The sequence below is a fragment of the Planctopirus hydrillae genome, assembly GCF_001707835.1.
GTDB classification, from domain to species: domain Bacteria; phylum Planctomycetota; class Planctomycetia; order Planctomycetales; family Planctomycetaceae; genus Planctopirus; species Planctopirus hydrillae.
On the sequence record NZ_LYDR01000158.1, the window covers coordinates 146439 to 164479 of the forward strand.

The 18041-nt window shown below is 52.2% G+C and carries 16 protein-coding genes and 1 tRNA gene; 8 read left to right on the plus strand and 9 right to left on the minus strand.

Annotation, left to right across the window (positions count from 1 at the left end):
- Nucleotides 1-198: 198 nt before the first annotated feature.
- The 3 genes from A6X21_RS22350 to A6X21_RS23910 all read right to left on the minus strand — a co-directional run bounded on the left by A6X21_RS22350 (nt 199) and on the right by A6X21_RS23910 (nt 3200).
- Entirely contained in the window at nt 199-1698 is a 1500-nt protein-coding gene (locus A6X21_RS22350) for an MFS transporter (protein ID WP_240490374.1), read from the minus strand.
- Nucleotides 1699-1838: 140 nt separating this feature from the next.
- The gene (locus A6X21_RS22355; protein WP_068853048.1) at nt 1839-2189 is read right to left on the minus strand and encodes a hypothetical protein; all 351 of its coding nucleotides are present in this window, start codon (nt 2187-2189) and stop codon (nt 1839-1841) included.
- A gap of 402 nt (nt 2190-2591) precedes the next feature.
- Nucleotides 2592-3200, minus strand: coding sequence for a YbaN family protein (locus tag A6X21_RS23910; RefSeq protein WP_131818500.1), 609 nt, complete (start codon nt 3198-3200; stop codon nt 2592-2594).
- Between the two features lie 764 nt (nt 3201-3964).
- Here A6X21_RS23910 and A6X21_RS24895 point away from each other — a divergent pair.
- The 4 genes from A6X21_RS24895 to A6X21_RS22385 all read left to right on the plus strand — a co-directional run bounded on the left by A6X21_RS24895 (nt 3965) and on the right by A6X21_RS22385 (nt 7178).
- The gene (locus A6X21_RS24895; RefSeq protein ID WP_068853054.1) at nt 3965-4294 is read left to right on the plus strand and encodes a hypothetical protein; all 330 of its coding nucleotides are present in this window, start codon (nt 3965-3967) and stop codon (nt 4292-4294) included.
- 243 nt (nt 4295-4537) lie between these two features.
- The gene (locus A6X21_RS22375) at nt 4538-5365 is read left to right on the plus strand and encodes a purine-nucleoside phosphorylase (RefSeq protein WP_068853056.1); all 828 of its coding nucleotides are present in this window, start codon (nt 4538-4540) and stop codon (nt 5363-5365) included.
- Between the two features lie 27 nt (nt 5366-5392).
- Complete coding sequence (locus tag A6X21_RS22380; protein ID WP_068853059.1) at nt 5393-6154, plus strand: SDR family oxidoreductase; 762 nt, start codon at nt 5393-5395, stop codon at nt 6152-6154.
- A 229-nt stretch (nt 6155-6383) separates the two neighbouring features.
- The gene (locus A6X21_RS22385) at nt 6384-7178 is read left to right on the plus strand and encodes a dienelactone hydrolase family protein (protein WP_083233842.1); all 795 of its coding nucleotides are present in this window, start codon (nt 6384-6386) and stop codon (nt 7176-7178) included.
- Nucleotides 7179-7305: 127 nt separating this feature from the next.
- On the opposite strand, the gene A6X21_RS22390 is transcribed toward A6X21_RS22385, so the two are convergent.
- The 3 genes from A6X21_RS22390 to A6X21_RS22400 form a co-directional block, all read right to left on the minus strand.
- Nucleotides 7306-7707, minus strand: coding sequence for a bifunctional nuclease family protein (locus tag A6X21_RS22390; protein ID WP_013110476.1), 402 nt, complete (start codon nt 7705-7707; stop codon nt 7306-7308).
- A gap of 159 nt (nt 7708-7866) precedes the next feature.
- A complete protein-coding gene (locus A6X21_RS22395; protein ID WP_068853062.1) occupies nt 7867-8310 on the minus strand; it encodes a hypothetical protein in 444 nt (147 codons plus the stop codon).
- Nucleotides 8311-9013: 703 nt separating this feature from the next.
- Complete coding sequence (locus tag A6X21_RS22400) at nt 9014-10288, minus strand: 3-oxoacyl-ACP synthase III family protein (RefSeq protein WP_205847510.1); 1275 nt, start codon at nt 10286-10288, stop codon at nt 9014-9016.
- A 225-nt stretch (nt 10289-10513) separates the two neighbouring features.
- Between A6X21_RS22400 and A6X21_RS22405 the strand changes: the two genes are divergently transcribed.
- Entirely contained in the window at nt 10514-10963 is a 450-nt protein-coding gene (locus A6X21_RS22405; RefSeq protein WP_068853065.1) for a hypothetical protein, read from the plus strand.
- 111 nt (nt 10964-11074) lie between these two features.
- Here the strand turns inward: A6X21_RS22405 and A6X21_RS22410 are convergent, their stop codons facing one another.
- Together A6X21_RS22410 and metK are read right to left on the minus strand one after the other, a co-directional pair.
- Nucleotides 11075-11986: a hypothetical protein gene (locus A6X21_RS22410; RefSeq protein WP_068853068.1), complete on the minus strand. Its 912-nt coding sequence runs from the start codon at nt 11984-11986 to the stop codon at nt 11075-11077.
- A 77-nt stretch (nt 11987-12063) separates the two neighbouring features.
- Entirely contained in the window at nt 12064-13242 is a 1179-nt protein-coding gene (gene metK, locus A6X21_RS22415) for a methionine adenosyltransferase (protein ID WP_068853071.1), read from the minus strand.
- Nucleotides 13243-13844: 602 nt separating this feature from the next.
- Between metK and A6X21_RS22420 the strand changes: the two genes are divergently transcribed.
- Complete coding sequence (locus A6X21_RS22420) at nt 13845-14717, plus strand: hypothetical protein (protein ID WP_131818501.1); 873 nt, start codon at nt 13845-13847, stop codon at nt 14715-14717.
- Nucleotides 14718-14766: 49 nt separating this feature from the next.
- Here A6X21_RS22420 and A6X21_RS22425 read toward each other — a convergent pair whose 3' ends face one another.
- A complete protein-coding gene (locus A6X21_RS22425; RefSeq protein ID WP_068853077.1) occupies nt 14767-16629 on the minus strand; it encodes an ABC transporter ATP-binding protein in 1863 nt (620 codons plus the stop codon).
- 289 nt (nt 16630-16918) lie between these two features.
- Between A6X21_RS22425 and A6X21_RS22435 the strand changes: the two genes are divergently transcribed.
- Nucleotides 16919-16992: transfer RNA gene (locus tag A6X21_RS22435), tRNA-His, on the plus strand.
- Between the two features lie 106 nt (nt 16993-17098).
- Entirely contained in the window at nt 17099-18040 is a 942-nt protein-coding gene (truB, locus tag A6X21_RS22440; RefSeq protein WP_068853083.1) for a tRNA pseudouridine(55) synthase TruB, read from the plus strand.
- Nucleotide 18041: the final 1 nt, after the last annotated feature.

An 18041-nucleotide genomic window follows, 5' to 3' on the forward strand; every position in this document is an offset into this window, starting at 1 on the left:
ACCCCGCTTAATCTTGCCATCCGCCAGGAAGCGATGTCAATCTCCTCCATCGCAACCTCTCGATCAATCAGGAGAACGGTGGCCTGCCGTATGGGATGAATCAAAGGATCTTTCCGGAAACTCTGGAAAAGAGAACTGATGTCTTGTGGAAGACGATTCCACCCTATTGACTCATCATTCCTGCAGTGAAGCAGCTCGCTAAGTATGATCCGAGCCTTCCGACGGACATTTTGCCGGTGCCTCTTCTGGAAAAACGGAGGAGCGATTCTGCAAAGGGATCCCGCTGTCCGCATCGTGTTCCGCGGAAAGCAGGAGCTCGTTCTCAGCCACTTGATTCTCGGCATCGGCCGGAAGTCCTGCCAGAACTGGCTGATCGATCGAACCCATCGAAGGCTGAACAGACAATGGTCGAAACGTGGGTTCTACAACACCAGAACTCATCTTTGGTACTGTCGCCAGAATCAAAAGGCTCGCTCCCCGGGCGGCTGTGGAGACTGCGAAAACCCAAAGGTAGGCCTCAATGGTGACATCCATTGATCGCAGCATGAACGTCCCGATCAAAGAGCCTGCCAGCAAAGCGGCATTATTCGCCACGTTATAAATCGTGAGGGTTCCGGTTCGTTCATGCTCTGGAATAGCCTCCAGGAAGAGCAACGTCACAGCCAGTTCGTAAGCGGCCCAGGCCGTTCCCGCCAGGATCTGAACCAACACCAGCCAGCCATAATTGAAACTGACATCCCAGGCAGCCGCGAGAGGCGTAATACAGATGGCACCAATCCATAAGAGTTGCTGGGCGCCCACTTTTTTGGCCAGCCGCCCCCAGTAAGGCAATGTTAAAAACTTGGCAACAAACGAAGTCCCAATCAATATCACATATTCAATGTACGTCAGCTTCAATCCTTTGAGCATGTAGGGCACAAAGAACGGCCCTGAGATACAGACCCCCACCTGCATGCAGACCACAAACAACAATAGCCGCCCTGCCCTTCCCCGACCGAAACTCATGGCTCTTTGCATGAATGGCAGATCATCGACCAGTCGCACAGGCTGGGGTTCACTCTTGCGAGAGAGGCAGAATGCCGAAATGACCCGGCTGATCCCCGCGATCAGAAACAGCAGGATATAAGCTCTGGTCGGCGCTGCGGAGGATGTCCCCGCCTGAAGGATAAACCCTCCAGCCAGAAATCCTGCCAGCGTCATCGCCTGGCTGAAACGCGCCCGCTTCGCAAAAAAATGAGGACGTACAGACTTGGGAACAACCGCCCCCATCCAGGTGTTCCATGCCGGGCCGGTCGCCAGACTGGTGGCCCAGTAAACCGATGTGATGAAAAGTGCCTGCCACTGAGAAATCGCTCCATACGTCGCCGCAACGATCAATGGAATGAAGCACGCGGCCTGAATCGAAGCATTGAGCATGACCCATAACTTGTTCGATTTCAGAATTCGAATCGCTGCTGGCGAAATCAGTTGCAGCACGCTCCCCAGAAATACAGGAACGCTCGCAATCAAGCCTGCAAAGACATCGCCCAGCCCAGCCGCGAGGACGAAAGCAGGAACGTATGTCTCGCCGATTCCAACCATCACACCGTAGGAAGCGCCATCACCCATACTCGCAGCCAGATCACGACGGACAGGCTGTCTGTCTGAAGAGACGTTCTCCACCGGGGACACAGGACGATTCGAGGTCGCGGCGATCATGTCGGCAGGCTTAGCCAAATCGTCGGGGGGGCATCGGTGAAAAACCGAATCGCAACTTTGGTGGAAACAGACCCCGACGCCACCAGACAGCGTTCTATCACATCCCCCGGAATCGGAAAAGTTACCCACACTGGCCAGATTTATGGCTGATGCATTTCCACAGGCAGAAAGCGACAAAAACCATAGCGACTTAAACACTGGTTGATGCGATCGATCCGTTCAGCCAGAACTTCACCTGCCAGAACTCCGCAAATGAGACTTCCAATGACGAGGACCGCCACCTCGGAAACAGCGTGTGGCAGCCCCAGATCTTTCGCATCGACGTAGATCTCATCGACGCTGCAATACTCGCCAAACTTCTGTCCCGAATAATGAAATTCGGCTCCGCAAAAATCGGGGCTCCATTCGTAGTCAAACGGACCGAAGACACGCCCGCGATGTCGAATCCAGATACGATTGTCATCGATCAATAGTGCGTGCCGCTGGCTCATCGAACCACCCCGCCCTCGCAGACTTTGTCAGTCTCTAATCACTCGTCAGTCGAACTTGATCTGCAGCTCTCGCTCAGTGACTTACCGGTTGAACCATTGTGATGCGTGTTGGACCATTGTGATGCATGGCGACTTCAACAGCGCCCTCGATCAACAAAGGCATCGCCTGCATTCCATCAACGCAAATGCTCCCGGTTGATTCGTACGAAATTGGGCTCAATCGAGGAAGTCCAGTTTGACAGCCACCAGTTCTTTGAAGACAGAGTGGTCGTCCTGGCAGGGGATTCTTATCCGCCAGTGCCGAAGCATTGCGTGCTTTTAGGATTAGGCACCAGCACTTAAATGGCTCTCTCGCACCAGCGGCCGAGATGTGTTGGCTTGATTGTCAGTCTCAAGGAACTGTTAGCCCACTTTTTTGCTGGAGAATTCCTCGATTCGTACCAGAGAAACTGGCTGTCGACGTGGGGATGGCAGGAGCAGGATGACCATAATGCCGATGCTCGCCAATCCCATAATCAGCCATTGCATGGGAGAGTTGATGCGACCTGACAGCAGGGTGAGTGCCACCATCAGCAGGACGATTCCCACAGCACCCATTTTTACCCTGAAACTAACTCCCCGGTCTCGCTCCCATTTTCGCAAAAGCGGCCCTGAAAAGCGGTGCTGATGCAGACGAAGGTACAGTTCGGGAGATGACCGGTAGAACAAGAAACTGGCCAGAATGAGAAAGGGAGTCGTCGGCAACACCGGTAGAAACACGCCTGCAATGGCTAAACCGATACAACTGACTCCACCCACCTGAAGAACAATTCTCCGTATCCCGGAAGCAACCACGATCGGATGCCTGATTTCTGAACAGAGACCAACACCCTCCCCCGCCTCGTTTTCTTCCTGATCCACCAGAAACGGACGAATCTCCAATTCACCGCAGGATGTTCCGTCATCAGCAGGTGATGGTGGGCACAACGCAGTCGACATCCCGCTTTCGGCATTCTTGGGAACTGTCCACATGGGTGCTGCCTTCACACTGAAACTGGAAACTCGCGTCACAATTGATCTTAGAACCACGCTGCCATTTTTCACGATGCCGAGTTGTGTTGATTGGCAGTGAGAAGTCACGGCAGAGCTCGAAATCGTGTAAAAATCATCTTTTTGGGGCCGTGGAACTTTGCGAGCCAGCCGAGGTTGCGACTCAGCCTCCACTCGAAGCCCACTGTTGACTCTCCCATGGCGGACTCGCCCTTGGCGTACAATGCAGAGAATTTAACTGGAAATGCTAATCCACAAAGTTTCTCTCGACCTGTCAGAAATTGAACTCCTGAGAATTATTGGCTGCAATTTGTGTTTTCAGCGATTTTCAGGTATCTCCCTGAGAGACGCCTGAGTTGCAGATTTCCGCCCCTGCCGAAGTATTGCCAGAAACTTTTTCCGAATTCCGACGGGTCACATCAAAAAAATCATAATAATTTCTCGATGGCGGCCACGAGTCAGGCTTGCTCATTGATCCAGCATGATTATAGTGACCGCGCCCGGAAGACCGAACTGTGATTGTGTATGACTGGCGACCGACTTTGATGTTCTCTCGAAAATTCTCAGTTTTCGGCCAACAGATGAGCCTTGACATCGACGGTCTGCTCGAATACCAGTGGCAGGAAATCTTCCGACCTGCGATACGATGATCAATTGTTATTCACATCACAATGTGACTCAAAACTCGTCAGATCGGACTTTGAGTCAATACAGGAACGACACCAATAGGATTGAGGTTCGTATTCATGAGCTTGGCAGTATTGGCAGTCTCGCCAGACACGTTGAATCCTCTGTTCGCAACCTCGTGGACTTCGGAATTCGATCTTCCCTTCATCACCTCGCCCGTCTGTGCCCGCGACGAAGACGAGGATGAGGACGAAGATATGGATGACGAAGAAGACGATGAAGATGATGAATTCGACGATGAAGATGTCGATGACCTCGACGATGACGATCTCGATGACTTCGATGACGAAGAAGACTTCGATGACGAATACGACGACGATGATTTTGATGATGATGACGACGATGACGACGACGATGATGATCTCGACGACGAAGATGATGACTACTAATCATCGGACTCTCAGCGAATGCTGAGACTGAGATCGCTTTGACCGCTGCGAAACGATGGTTTTCGACTGGGAATGTTTCCTTACTCGCAGTAACTGAAATCAAGATTTGATGTTTTCTCAGGGAGAGTCTGCCATTTTGCAGGCTCTCCCTGAGTTTGTTATTCCACCTTCTATGCTCTCCTTAGTTGACGGCTCACGTAGCATTTCATGCGTCTGTTGAGCCGAACTCATCCGGAAATCGAGATGTCCGAACTGAAATCACGCATTGACCAGGCCACTGCCAAAATCTCCCAGCTCTGGCAAGGTGAACCTGCTGTGGGCATGATTCTGGGAACTGGTCTCGGTGGTCTGGCGGAACAAATCGAGCAGGATGTCGCGATTCCTTACAGCGACATTCCTCACTTCCCGACCTCGACCGTGAAATCTCATGCCGGCCGGCTGGTTTGCGGGCGATTACGCGGCATTCCTGTTGTCGCCATGGAAGGTCGATTTCACTACTACGAAGGGTACTCTCTCGAACAAGTCACTTTTCCAGTGCGCGTCATGAAGGCCCTGGGGGTGAAGACACTCCTTGTGACCAACGCCGCCGGTGGAATCAATCCACAGTTGGATCTCTCGGATGTGCTGATTATCGAAGATCACATCAATCTCATGCCCGAAAACCCCTTGCGTGGCCCTAACGATGAATCGCTGGGACCTCGTTTTCCTGACATGAGCCACCCCTATGATCGCCAGCACATGGAAGTCGCCCGTCAGGTGGCCTTGGAACTGGGCATACATTGCCCCAAAGGTGTGTTTGTCGCAGTCAGCGGCCCGAACCTGGAAACCCGTGCTGAATACCGCATGCTGAAGCTCATGGGAGCCGATGTCGTGGGGATGTCGACAGTTCCGGAAGTACTCGTCGCAGTCCATGCGGGCTTACGCGTTCTCGGCTTCTCTGTCGTGACAGATCTTTGCCTGCCCGATGCGCTCGAGCCGGTGGAACTGAATAAAATTCTGGAAGTGGCTGCACGTGGCGGTGCTAAACTGGCCCGCCTCATCCCCGAGATTCTGCCGCGTATCGCCCTCTAGCCACAGCACTTCAGGAGACCTTTCGACATGATCCTCGATCTCTTTCGGCTGGATCACAAGGTCGCTTTGATCACGGGTGGTTCCAGAGGCCTCGGAGCGGCCATCTCTTTAGCGTTGGCAGAAGCGGGTGCAGATATCGTCTGTGTCTCAAGAACCTCACCCACCGAGGCACATATTGAGAAAATTCTCTCTCTGGGCCGACGATTCCACTTCCTCCCCTGCGATCTCAGTCATCAGGTAAATCGTGCTGGTCTTGTAGAAAAGGCCAGGTCCATCGCGGGATCAATCGATATCCTCGTCAACAACGCGGGTTTAACGGCCCGCTTTCCGCCCGAGGAGTATCCTCTTACTCACCTGCAGACCATGCTGGCTGTTCATATTGAAGCCGCCTTCGATCTCGCCCAACAGGTCGCCCCATCGATGATCCAGCGAGGCTCTGGAAAAATTATTAATGTTGGTTCGGTAATGAGCCATCAGGGTGGCTGGCAGATCCCGGCTTATGCCATCGCCAAGCATGGGTTGGCCGGACTGACCAAATCACTCTGTAACTCGTGGGCAGCTCAAGGCATCAACGTCAATTGCATCTGTCCGGGCTATATGCTCACGGAACTCTCGGGCTCATTGGTCAACGATCCTGTTCGAGGCCCGCAGATTCTCAGCCGCATCCCTGCCGGGCGCTGGGCACAACCCGAGGAACTGGGTGGTTTGTGTGTTTTCCTGGGCTCCAGTGCATCCAACTACATGCACGGCAGTATCATCGATATCGATGGCGGCTGGCTGGCACGCTGAGCAGGCGGTTGATCTCGAGACCCCCTCAACTTCCGGTCGATTCCCCGTTGAGCAGCGGATCCAGTCCCTGAATTTTTTTCCAGACATAGACTCCCTTGATTGCGAATTCAAGTCGAGAAGACTCCAGAATTGGAACAGAACACTTCTCTGACTATGCTCAAGAGGGAGAATACTTCTGCCGAAGCGCGACTTTAAACCCGAATTGTTATCTCAGGAGGGATACAAACTTATGTGGTCACCAAGATTTCTGCTCGCAACGACCGTAGGCCTGATGACCTCATTCTCGACCGCCATTTGCCTGGCGGAAATCCGTTCGAAAGAGATCGAGTATCAGGCTGGCACAGTGAAATCCAAAGGGACGATTTTCTGGAATGATGAGATTCAGGGACGCCGCCCGGGAGTCCTTGTCGTTCATGAATGGTGGGGATTAGACGACTACGCCAAAAATCGCGCTCAAAAACTGGCAGAGGCAGGATACGTTGCTTTTGCCTGCGACATGTATGGCGAAGGCAAGACCACTCAGCACCCCAAAGATGCCGGGACCATGGCAACCAGTGTACGTTCCAATCAACAGGAATGGCTGGCCCGCGCAAATGCTGCCCTGGATGTCTTGAAGAAAGACGAGCACGTGAATCCAGAGCATCTGGTGGCGATTGGCTACTGTTTTGGAGGATCGACGGTTCTTCAACTCGCCTTAAAGGGTAGCGACCTGGATGCCGTTGTCTCGTATCACGGGGCACTCCCCAAAGTTACGCCTGAAGAAGCTGGCCAGGTCAAAGCGAAAGTTCTCGTCTTTCATGGAGCTGATGACGCTTTTATTCCCAAAGAAGTCGTCGAGCAGTTCCAGACAGCATTTAAAGGTTCCGGCGATCAACTCACGTTTGTCTCATTCCCGGGGGTTCGTCATAGCTTCACTGTCCCCGATGCCGGCAAACATGGGATCGAAGGCATGAAGTACGATGAACAGGCGGACAAAACCTCCTGGCAGGCCACTCTCGATCTGTTGAGCAAACTGAGCAAGTAACTGACGACACGGATTCAAAATGCTTTCCTGAAAGCGGATAGCAGATTCCTCGATCAGCAGAAGATAAAAGGCCCGGAAGTTTGTAGTAACTTCCGGGCCTGCTTGATTCTGTCACATAGTCATTTGATCAGCCGGTCACATCCTGTAGAACAGATTCTGTCACATAAATGGGAAGAAAAGGTTGATAATGCACGGCCAATGCGATGGCATCGCTGGGCCGGCTATCAATCTCAATCAGTTCCCCCTGTTGGCGGATACGAATAGAAGCGTAGTAAGTGTGATCTTCCAGATGGTTGATCACCACATCCTGCACTTCAGCTCCCAACTGCTCGGCAATATTTTTCAGCAGATCATGAGTGAGTGGCCTGGGCGGTACATCACCTCGTACACGCCGGTCGATACTGGTCGCTTCAAAGAGACCTATCAGAATCGGGAAGGCTCGCGAGCCATCGACTTCCTTCAGATAAATGACCTGCTGATCATTGATCTCGCTGATAATGATCCGCACAAGTTCCATCTGGACAAGCACAGCCTTCTCCCTCACTCAAACATCTTCCATCTGCTTCGACCTTATATTCTCACAGGATCCCTGCCAAAAACAACCTTGCCCGGTCAGCAAATGAAATTGCGAACCGGGCAAGCGATGAATCATGGTTTTACCGACAGTCTCAAAACTGTCAGATTGTCTCTAGTGACCTGCAAGCATGTCGGCCATCTGCTTTGCCAACTCAGGGCCCACCGTCTGCACGATTTCACGGGCTTTGCTCAGTGCCGCATCAGCATCGCTATAGGTTGTCAGGAAGCTCAGTGCAGCAGCCACGGCCACTGCAGATGACGAACCACTCGTGGCAACGCTCACTGCGGGCTTACGGCCGGGCTTGGCTCCGGTCTTCTTCTTGGCAACCTTCTTGGTTCGCTTTGGTACTGGCTTGCCATCGGCAGCCAACATGGACTTACGAACCTGACCAATGGCGGCAGCAGGATTGCTACCCCATTCCCAACCGTCGTACTGCGACTCAATGCTGCTCTTCACCTGAGCGTTAGTGGCCTTTTCCGGCCCACCCAGGGCGATGATGGTTTCACGATAGAGAGCAGACTTGTTGATCGAACTGTCAAACTTTGCCTTAGCCATGAGAATCTCCTGAGAAGCAACTGCCCACGTTTTCTGCGAGTCAGCACTAGAACATAATGACTGGAAAATCCCTCAGAATGCTGCCACAACCTGCGGGAACCTGATCGCAACTCAGCAAGTTCGTGAAGCACTATCAGAACTGCTGGTATTGTCATTTACTATAGTGCAGCCCAACCGTTCATTTTGCAAGCCTATCTGGCTACTGAATGACTAGCCAATGGCTTTTAGAAGATTTTCCGGTTTATCTAACGACTACTTGCTGCTGCCAATCAACAGAAATCCAACTTAACCAGCGGAATCGAGCCCTTTGTTCCCAATAAAGTACTACGACTACAAAAACACTCCAATAAACTATAGACACACGGAATTACTGTTCACAATAACCCTGCTGGCAATAAGCGTAGTAGCGTTTGACTATTCAAGTCGCTTTCAAGCAGTCGACCCAGGTTCCTGGCATTCTGACCCGGCTTCTCTCCCTCTATCAGGGAGGTAGAGGTCTGATATTTACACTAAGCAGATCAGGTGTTGTTTAGCAGGCTTTACCTGTGAGCCCTCGTCATCAACACCTGTGGCATAGCCAGTCACCTTTAGAAAGATTGTGGATTTCAGGTTCTCAACAGCCCGTTTTCCGGAGGAGAACTTCAAAGCAGGAGAGGGTCATGTACAGCTTTGCAGATACTGACACGGCTTGCGAACAAATACATCACCACCGCAGGAGACAGGTTCCCCATGTTAACCCGGCTCCAAAGCCGCAGATCAACAGCAGCTCACCCCGCTGCAGGCGACCACTGGCAATCACCTCAGCCAGGGCGATAGGTATTGAGCCAGCCGAAGTATTTCCGTACTTATCAAGATTGTTATAAATACGATCCTGCTGGATCCCCAGATCTTCAGCAACATGGTTGATGATGCGCAGGTTGGCCTGATGGAGAATAAACATGGAAACCTGCTCGATTGAAACCTGAGCTTGTTCCAGCGTCACAAGGATACTGTTACAGACTGCCTTCACAGCCCATTTGAAAACATTTCTGCCATCCATCTGCAGATAGGTTTTTCCATCACGAAGATCAGACTCCGTGAAGGGGTGAAGTGTCCCGCCAGCAGGACGATCCAGAAGGCTCGCCCCGGAGCCATCCGAACCGAGCTGATACCGCACCAGACCTTGCTTTTCATCGCCTCGGCCCAGTACGACAGCACCGGCGCCATCGCCAAACAAAGGTGCCACCTTAGGATCCTGCGGATTGACAATCCGGCTGTTGCAATCCCCGCCAATCACCAGTGCCCGGCGGCTATTTCCAGTGACAATAAATTGAGCAGCGGTTGCTAATGCATAGGTAAATCCTGAACAGGCCGCTGCCAGATCCATGGCTGGAGCTTCGATACCCAGATGAGCCTGCACAAGATTCGCCGTCGATGGGCAGAGATGATCGGGTGTAAAAGTCCCAATCACAACCAGATCAACTTCCTCGGCTGTGACTCCCGCGTCGGCCATGGCCCGCTGAGCGGCCATAATGCACAAGTGGCTGGTGGCCTGCCCTTCAGCCACATAACGACGAGCGAGAATTCCAGTTCGCTGTTCAATCCAATCAGGATCAATGCCACAACGCTCCTGCAGCTCGGCATTGGTCACGACCTGATCGGGAACATAGGCCCCGACACCCAGGATCTGAAAACCCAGAAGCTGTGATGTCCGTGTTGGCCATTGAGGATCAGCAGTTCTCACTGGCTGCTTCACAACTTCACCGCTGGTTGCTGGCTCACCATGAGATTCTGACTGAACATGACCGTTGTTGATCTGAGAACTCGGACTCGTCTCTAATGAGGATATGATCTCAGATGATGTCGACTCGACAATTTTTTCTATCACTTGAGCCTCTTCGGCAATTCGGTGCGTCTCTGCCATTTGCAGAAGATCCAGCGGCAGACCTTCGGGCATCATCGACTCTCGAATCTTTTGTCCGATCGATGCATCATGCATATCGAGAATCCAGAACACTCGAATCATCGTTTACAAAGTGAACACCCGTCGTCAGACAAATGACTCTGCGTTTTCGATGATCGGTGTCAACCCATATGGAAATCTTAACTCCGTTGCATGCTACCGCTTGCGCTCTTTGAATTCTAGCCAACATGTCTGGACCTGATCGACTTCCCGACGAATTTTCATGGGTCCACGAATTGCCATTTTCGATGTAGGAAACTCATGTCCAGCCATCGCATTGCCCTGAAGGGCCCATGGGACTATCTGTGGACCAGTTTGACGAAAAACCAGCAATTTCAAGGCTCTGCCAAGATGCCTGTCGAATACACCTGCCTGCATGGAAATGAAGCTGGTGAAGTGCAGTATTCCCGAAGCTTCCATTATCCGCGGATCCAAATACAGTCCCCGGCTCAACAAGACTCTACCAAGGCACCAGCCGCCAGATTCGTGTTTGTCGAGTTCTCTGGAATGCGCGGAACGGGGAGTGTTGAATTCAATTCCGAACGTATCGGCACTTTCGACGAAACGAGGGAGCAGTATTCATTCCTGCTCCCTCAGTCACCGAACATCTTCTCGAAGCTGAGAGTGTTGATTTCCGTCAACGAAGAACTGCTGACTCAGAAGCTTCCCGCCGGGCTCTTTAGCCCTGTTTATCTGCGAATCGAAGAATGATCTTCCTCTCCACTGCGGGGTGTCGAGATGTTCGATAGCCATGATCTTTATTGCCCACCTGATCTATCGCAGGCAATCACTCGACTCAGTACCGCCTCATGCAGCAGAGTCTCATGCAGCACGGCGTGGAGCAGCAGCCTGATAGGCAATCTCGAATAGCGAAGGAGCTTCAACTGAGCTTGATCGACGAGCTTTAATTCTCGCTCCAAATCGATAAACCACGAGTGGCTCGAGCTCAAGTTCGCCGGCAGTCGTGTCCTCCATCTCAATGCGGGGCACATGATCAAACGGCGGTGAAAATACCAAATGAAAGAGAGACTCCCTCGCTCCCTGCTCAAACTCAATTCGCAGGTGTCCTTCCTGAACTTCGCGATCATCGTACACAAAGCGAACAAGGTGGCTCACAGAATCGTCTGTAGCCGTCAATTCTTCGTCAATTTCTGACAGATCATCCTCTCCGGAATTGGACCAGAGACTTCCAATCTGGCTTCTCTGGTCGTCATTCAGGTGAATATCTTCTTGCGGATGTACGTCTTCTGGCGAATGAGCCTCAACAGTGGTCTGAGTGAATTGTTTCTCAAACCCCGACAAAAGACTTTGAGTAACGACCTCTGAGGAAACCGGTGCAGACTTCGCAAGCAGGTCTTTAACCAGATGCATGTTTGGATTGTGAACGGAAGAAGCCAGCGACTGGCCGAGAAAAGCAATCAGCAGCAGCCCTGCCAACACACCGGCAAAAAACGGGGAGCCCGAAATGATGGCGAAGCTAAACCAGCAGGCGGCATTGAAACCACCAGCCATCACCAGCAACCAACTTTGATAAGCAACATCTGAGTCAATACGCCGGGTGATGGTCAGCACCAGCCAGATCAGCAGGCATATTCCAGCCAGAAGCGAAGCGATCACCGGGAATCGGTCGGCGGATATCACGAAGATGCTGAGACTGATCAGCGTGGCTAATACTGCAAGAAAGACCTGCAAGACAGGCCTCGATCGATGCATCAATTGAAACAGGCCATCCATGGCAACTATTCCAGCATTCACTTTTAAACAGAAAACCCCGGCTTTGTTTGCACAAGGCCGGGGTGGTGATCCATTCATTAAGCAATATGGCCGACTGGCGGCAAGGTCGAACCCAGCCCAGCCTGCTCTCGGAGTTTCAAGGCTTTATCTGTGGCTTCCCAGGTGAAGCCCGGTTCATTACGACCAAAGTGGCCACCAGCGGCTGTTCGCTGATAGATCGGTTGACGCAGTTGCAACGACTCAATGATTCCCAGCGGAGTCATCTTGAAATTTTCGCGAACCAGCTCGGAAATTTTGTCTTCAGCAATCAGGGCTGTGCCGTTGGTGTTGATTCGCACGCTGACAGGATCAGCCACACCAATCGCGTATGCCAGTTGCAGCTCACATTCTTTAGCCAAACCGGCTGCCACAATATTCTTGGCAATGTAGCGAGCCATGTAAGCGGCGGAGCGATCCACCTTTGTGGGATCCTTGCCACTGAAGGCTCCACCACCATGACGACCCCAACCGCCGTACGTATCGACGATAATCTTGCGACCTGTCAGCCCGGAATCACCATGTGGCCCACCGATCACAAATCGACCTGTCGGATTAATATGGTACTTGGTGGATGGCTTCAGCAGGGATGTCGGGACAGATTTCCCAATCACAGCCGAACGCACAAACTCAGAAATCTCATCTTGCGAAACATGTTCGGCATGTTGCGTCGAAACCACAATTGCCGAGATCCCGACCGCATTGTTCTTGGCATCGTATTCGACAGTGACCTGACTCTTGCTGTCTGGCCTTAACCAGTTGACCTCACCTTTCTGGCGAGCTTCGGTCAAGCGATTGATAATACGATGAGAGAGTGCAATCGGCAGGGGCATGAGTTCGGGTGTCTGATCACAGGCATACCCGAACATTAATCCTTGATCGCCGGCACCATCGCGGTCGACACCCATCGCAATATCTGCACTCTGGCTGTGCAGCTTGACCAGCACTTCGCAGGTTGCGGCGTTAAAGCCAATGTCATCACTGGTGTAGCCAATCTGGCGAATGGCTTCGCGGGCGACCTTCTCGTAATCAACCTGAGCGTTGGCAGTGATTTCACCAGCCAGACATACAAAATCTGTGGTGCATAACGTTTCACAAGCAACACGAGCTCGGGGATCCTGGGCTAACAAGGCATCCAGAACCGCATCCGAAACCTGGTCAGACACCTTATCAGGATGCCCCATACTGACTGATTCGCTCGTAAACAGAAACGTCGACATGCCAAACTCCAAAATCCCATCGCATGGAAAGCCTTGCAGGCCACTTCAAAACGTTCGCGATTCTAGGCATTCGATCGAATCGTCACAACCTAATCTCCGTTTTCAACCAGATCTCAACCAAAAAGTCATTCGAAATGTGACTCATTCCCACAGACTTCCGCACAGTCTGGATTGTTAACCACCCCCTCTGAAACGAGATATGGCGACGATTTTTGATGTTGACACGTTTTGTGTCACTTTTTAGAAGCACAATTCCGCAAAATCTCTTCACTCCTCCGCTCGATCCTTTACCCCGCACGACATCTGCTTTTAAAAGCACTGATTCTGCTCTCCACCAAATCTCATCCGTCGAAAGCCTTTTTCCTCCCCAGTCTGACGTTCACTGCTCAGTAACCGTTTTCTCTGCCATCCTTCGCACTTGCCATCCATTACACCTGCCACACTTCCCTACCCTGCTTCAAACCACTTCGATGTCTCTAGGACATGGCCTCACCGCCGGGCGATATTTCACACCATTTCTGACGATAACTGCCCTCTTCTCGATTTGATCGCTGGCTCCTCTCCTGCACATGGCATCCCTCGATTTCAGGACAAAACTTACCGTGAACTGGCATTGCTCATACCGGCTCTGTGGGGTCTTACTGCTGGGAATGACTTCCCTGCTGATCCCCGTTTTTGCCGGGTGTGTGCTGGTGCCAGGACTCACACAAGAGGCACACCAGCTTCTCAAAAAGCAATCGATATCGAGTACGAATCCACTCCCCCCGATCAATGCGCCGGCGAACTCGATTCAACTGGAAATTCTGTTTGTCGAACGCCCGGCTTCTGACCCGACTGTCAGTGAGCAACTCTGGCGGGAAATTGATGAAGTCGGTGCGGCAGCACCCGGCTTAAGGCAGTTGATGCAACAGAATGGACTGCGGATTGGCACTGTCGGTGCCTCGCCTCCTCCGATGCTGCAAGCACTCCTCGGAATGTCGCGGCAGATCGAAGATGAGTATTCACTCAGTCAATGCGTTCGCAGAAAAGTGGTCGTTCAATCGGGTGCCACGACCGATATTGATGTCAAATCATGGCTGGATCCTATGGAAGTCAGCCTGAATGAAAACGGAAAGACGACCTCAAAAACCTTTGAGCAACTTCAGTGTGTTCTGAAGCTGCGCCCGCATCGACTGCAGGATGGCTGGGTTCGCCTCGATTTCATCCCAGAACTCCACCACGGGCAGGAGCAGATGCGACACACACCGACAGATGCCGGTTGGGAGCTTCGGGGCGGAAAACTGGTCGAAACCTGTTATGCACAGAAGTTTTCTGTCACCCTCAACACGGGTGAAATGGCAGTTGCTTCCTGCACCAATGCTGCGGAAACCACACTGGGAGGCAACTTCTTTGGCCAGCCGAAACAACTGCAACCTAAGCAGAAGGTTCTCGTGGTGCGTTTTGCCGGCATGCACAAGCCAGAGACGCTCCCTTAAAGATGGGTTTGCAGCAAAAGGCGAGCACGAAGTGCTTCAAATTTGCTCATCATAAAGCAGTTTCTTTGTTGCCAGCCGCAATCCTTTGCCTGAGTTTTTCCTCAGAGACCTGAGGGATGGCTGAGATGAGACGCCTGGTGTACTCATCCCGCGGATCAGCGTAGATCAATTCTGACGGGCCGTACTCCACAAGACGCCCTTGATTCATAACGGCAATCATATCCGACATGAACTTCACCACGCTCAAATCGTGACTGATGAAGATGTAAGTCAGCCCGCGTTTTTCCTGCAGATCCTTCAATAAATTGAGTACCTGCGCCTGAACTGAGACATCGAGTGCCGACACTGATTCATCGCAAATAATGAATTCCGGCTCTACAGCCAGTGCCCGGGCAATACAAATGCGTTGCCTTTGCCCCCCCGAAAATTCGTGCGGATATCTGGGCAGATGCTCTTCTTTGAGACCCACCTCGACAAGCAACTGGGCTGCCATGTCGCGGCGGTCATTTTTACTGGCACCAAGCTGATGCACAGCCATCGCTTCCGTCAAATGCGCTTCGACGGTCATGCGAGGATTCAGCGATGCGTAAGGATCCTGAAAGACAATCTGCAGTTTGCGGCGATGAGGCCTTAAATTTCGCTCCGAAAGCTGGCTCCAGGGAATTCCATTAAAGTCAAACTCCCCACCCGTGAACGAAATCAGCCGCATGAGGGCTCTTCCGGTCGTGGTTTTTCCACAACCTGATTCTCCGACAAGCCCCAATGTCTGGCCTCGATACACATTAAAACTGATTCCATCCACAGCTTTAATATGCCCAGTGACCCGACGCAGGAAACCAGTGCGGACAGGGTAATAGACCTGCAGATCACGCACTGACAATAGAGGCTTGGTCCCTTCCGGAATAAACCGGTTTTCAGGAATCGCGGAGACGTCGTAGCCTAACGAAATCACTTCGGACCTTGGAGAAAATAACCGATCCCGTGCATTCTTCTCAGCCAGTACCATTCGTTCGCTGTGGGCATGCTTCGGCACGATTGTGTACTCACCAGTCGCCTGGTTTTCCACGACGTCCATGAAATCAGCAACCGTGTTCAACCGCTTCTTCTGCGACTCAAGCGTCGGGCGGCAGGCCAGCAATCCTCGGGTGTAAGGATGCTGCGGATTCGTGAAGATCTCTTCAATAGGTCCCTGCTCGACCAGTTTCCCCCGATACATGACGGCAACATCATCTGCAATTTCTGCGATCACCCCCAGGTCGTGAGTAATGAATAGCACAGACATTTGCCGTGTCTGCTGCAACTTTCGAATCAACCCCAGTATCTGCGCCTGGATCGTGACATCGAGCGCCGTCGTGGGTTCATCGGCAATCAGCAACTGGGGATTACAAGCCAGCGCCATGGCGATCATCACACGCTGTTTCTGGCCACCAGACATCTCGTGAGGATAACTGTGAATTCGCTCAGCGGGATGAGGAATACCCACTTCATGAAAAAGCTCGATCACTCGCTGCATCACATTCCCGGAAGTGGCCTGCTGGTGTAGCAACAAGACCTCAGCGACCTGACTTCCGACCTTATACACCGGGTTAAGGGATGTCCCCGGCTCCTGAAAAATCATGCTGATGTCATGGCCTCGCAGTTCCTGCATCTGCCGCGAGGGTAATCTCACCAGATCTTTGCCAAGAAACGTCATCGTGCCCTCGGCAATCCTCGCGCTGCTTTCTGGCAAAAGGCGCATAATGGAGAGCGAGGTGACAGACTTGCCTGAACCAGATTCTCCCACGAGTCCGAGAATTCGCCCTTTTCCAATATTCAGTGTCAAACCATTCACTGCCGTGAAGTAGCCGTTTTCCGTACGGAACTGCGTCACAAGGTGATCGATTTTCAACACTGCAGATGTCGTTTCAATCAATTCCGGGTGCTCCTGCCGTTTTCCGTGGGATGACGCTTCTCGCGACAGCTCAATATGAAAGCACGTCCAGTGCCTTCTCCGATTCAGCCTGCAAGGCTGAACAAGTTCGATTGTATTGTGTCAGAGTGGACGGGCTATTCCCAATCCTGTTTCAAAGAACTCGGTTCGGGAAATGGCAGATTCTCCAGTCAAAAGAAAATTGTCCCCCAAGACCACCCTGTGCTTTTGACTTGCTGGCTGCCTCAATCGAAGATAAATTACAGAAAGAATGGTGCAACTGTTCTGTGTGGTGGTTTTAGCTCAGCTGGTTAGAGCGCCAGATTGTGGTTCTGGAGGTCGCCGGTTCGATCCCGGTAAGCCACCCCTCGAAGCCCTTGTCATGTACATCATGACAAGGGCTTTTTTCTGCCATAACCCTTGAATATGCCTTTACCCTGAAACATGTCTCTTCAGAACGATATTCGCCACCATGAAGTGGGGCTTTCTCAATATCCATAAACCACTGCGAATGACCTCCCGCGATGTGGTCAGCAAAATCGAACGTGCTGTTCGCCCCCTGAAGGTCGGGCATGCCGGAACTCTCGATCCACTCGCAGAAGGTGTTCTGGTCGTTGGGATCGGCCCGGCAACTCGTCTGACGGAGCATGTTCAGGCGCTGCCCAAAGGATATTCTGCAACCTTCCATCTCGGGCAAACCACCGCAACAGACGATGCCGAAGGAGAACTCTCCGGCCAGATCGATACGCAGCATCTCACGCGCGAGTTGATCGAACAGGAGCTCACTCACTTTCGTGGCCAGATTCAACAGATTCCCCCTCGCTTCAGTGCGGTCCATGTGGCAGGGAAAAGAGCTTATGACCTGGCCCGATCTGGTCAGGAGTTTGAGCTGACGCCTAAAACGGTTGAAATTCATCAAATCGCGTTAACGAAGTACGCCAACCCGGACATCGAATTGCAGATCGAATGTGGCAGTGGCACTTACATTCGATCCCTGGCAAGAGATCTCGGGGAGAAACTTCAGTGCGGAGCCTATATGTCCGCACTGACACGCACACATATTGGGCCATTTCACCTCGATGGCGCACTGCAGCTCGACAGCCTGCCGAATGGCTTCAGCCTCACGGATCTCCAGCCTCTAATGCTCCACCCTATGCTGGCTTTTACTGAATCTCAGCGTTGGGTGGCCACGCGCCAGGCCGTCGTAGACCTGCAGCATGGCAAAAACATTTCGGGTGATGCACTGCAGGCCCTGCACTCAACGTCAGAGAGTCAACCAGAGATTCCTACCCATGTTTGCATCCTGAATGAAGACCGGGAAATGATTGCGGTTGCCGAGTTTTGCCCGCAGACGAAACTTCTCCGTCCGCGCATCGGCATCCCCCAACATTTTCTGGAGGCACACTCCTGCTGAC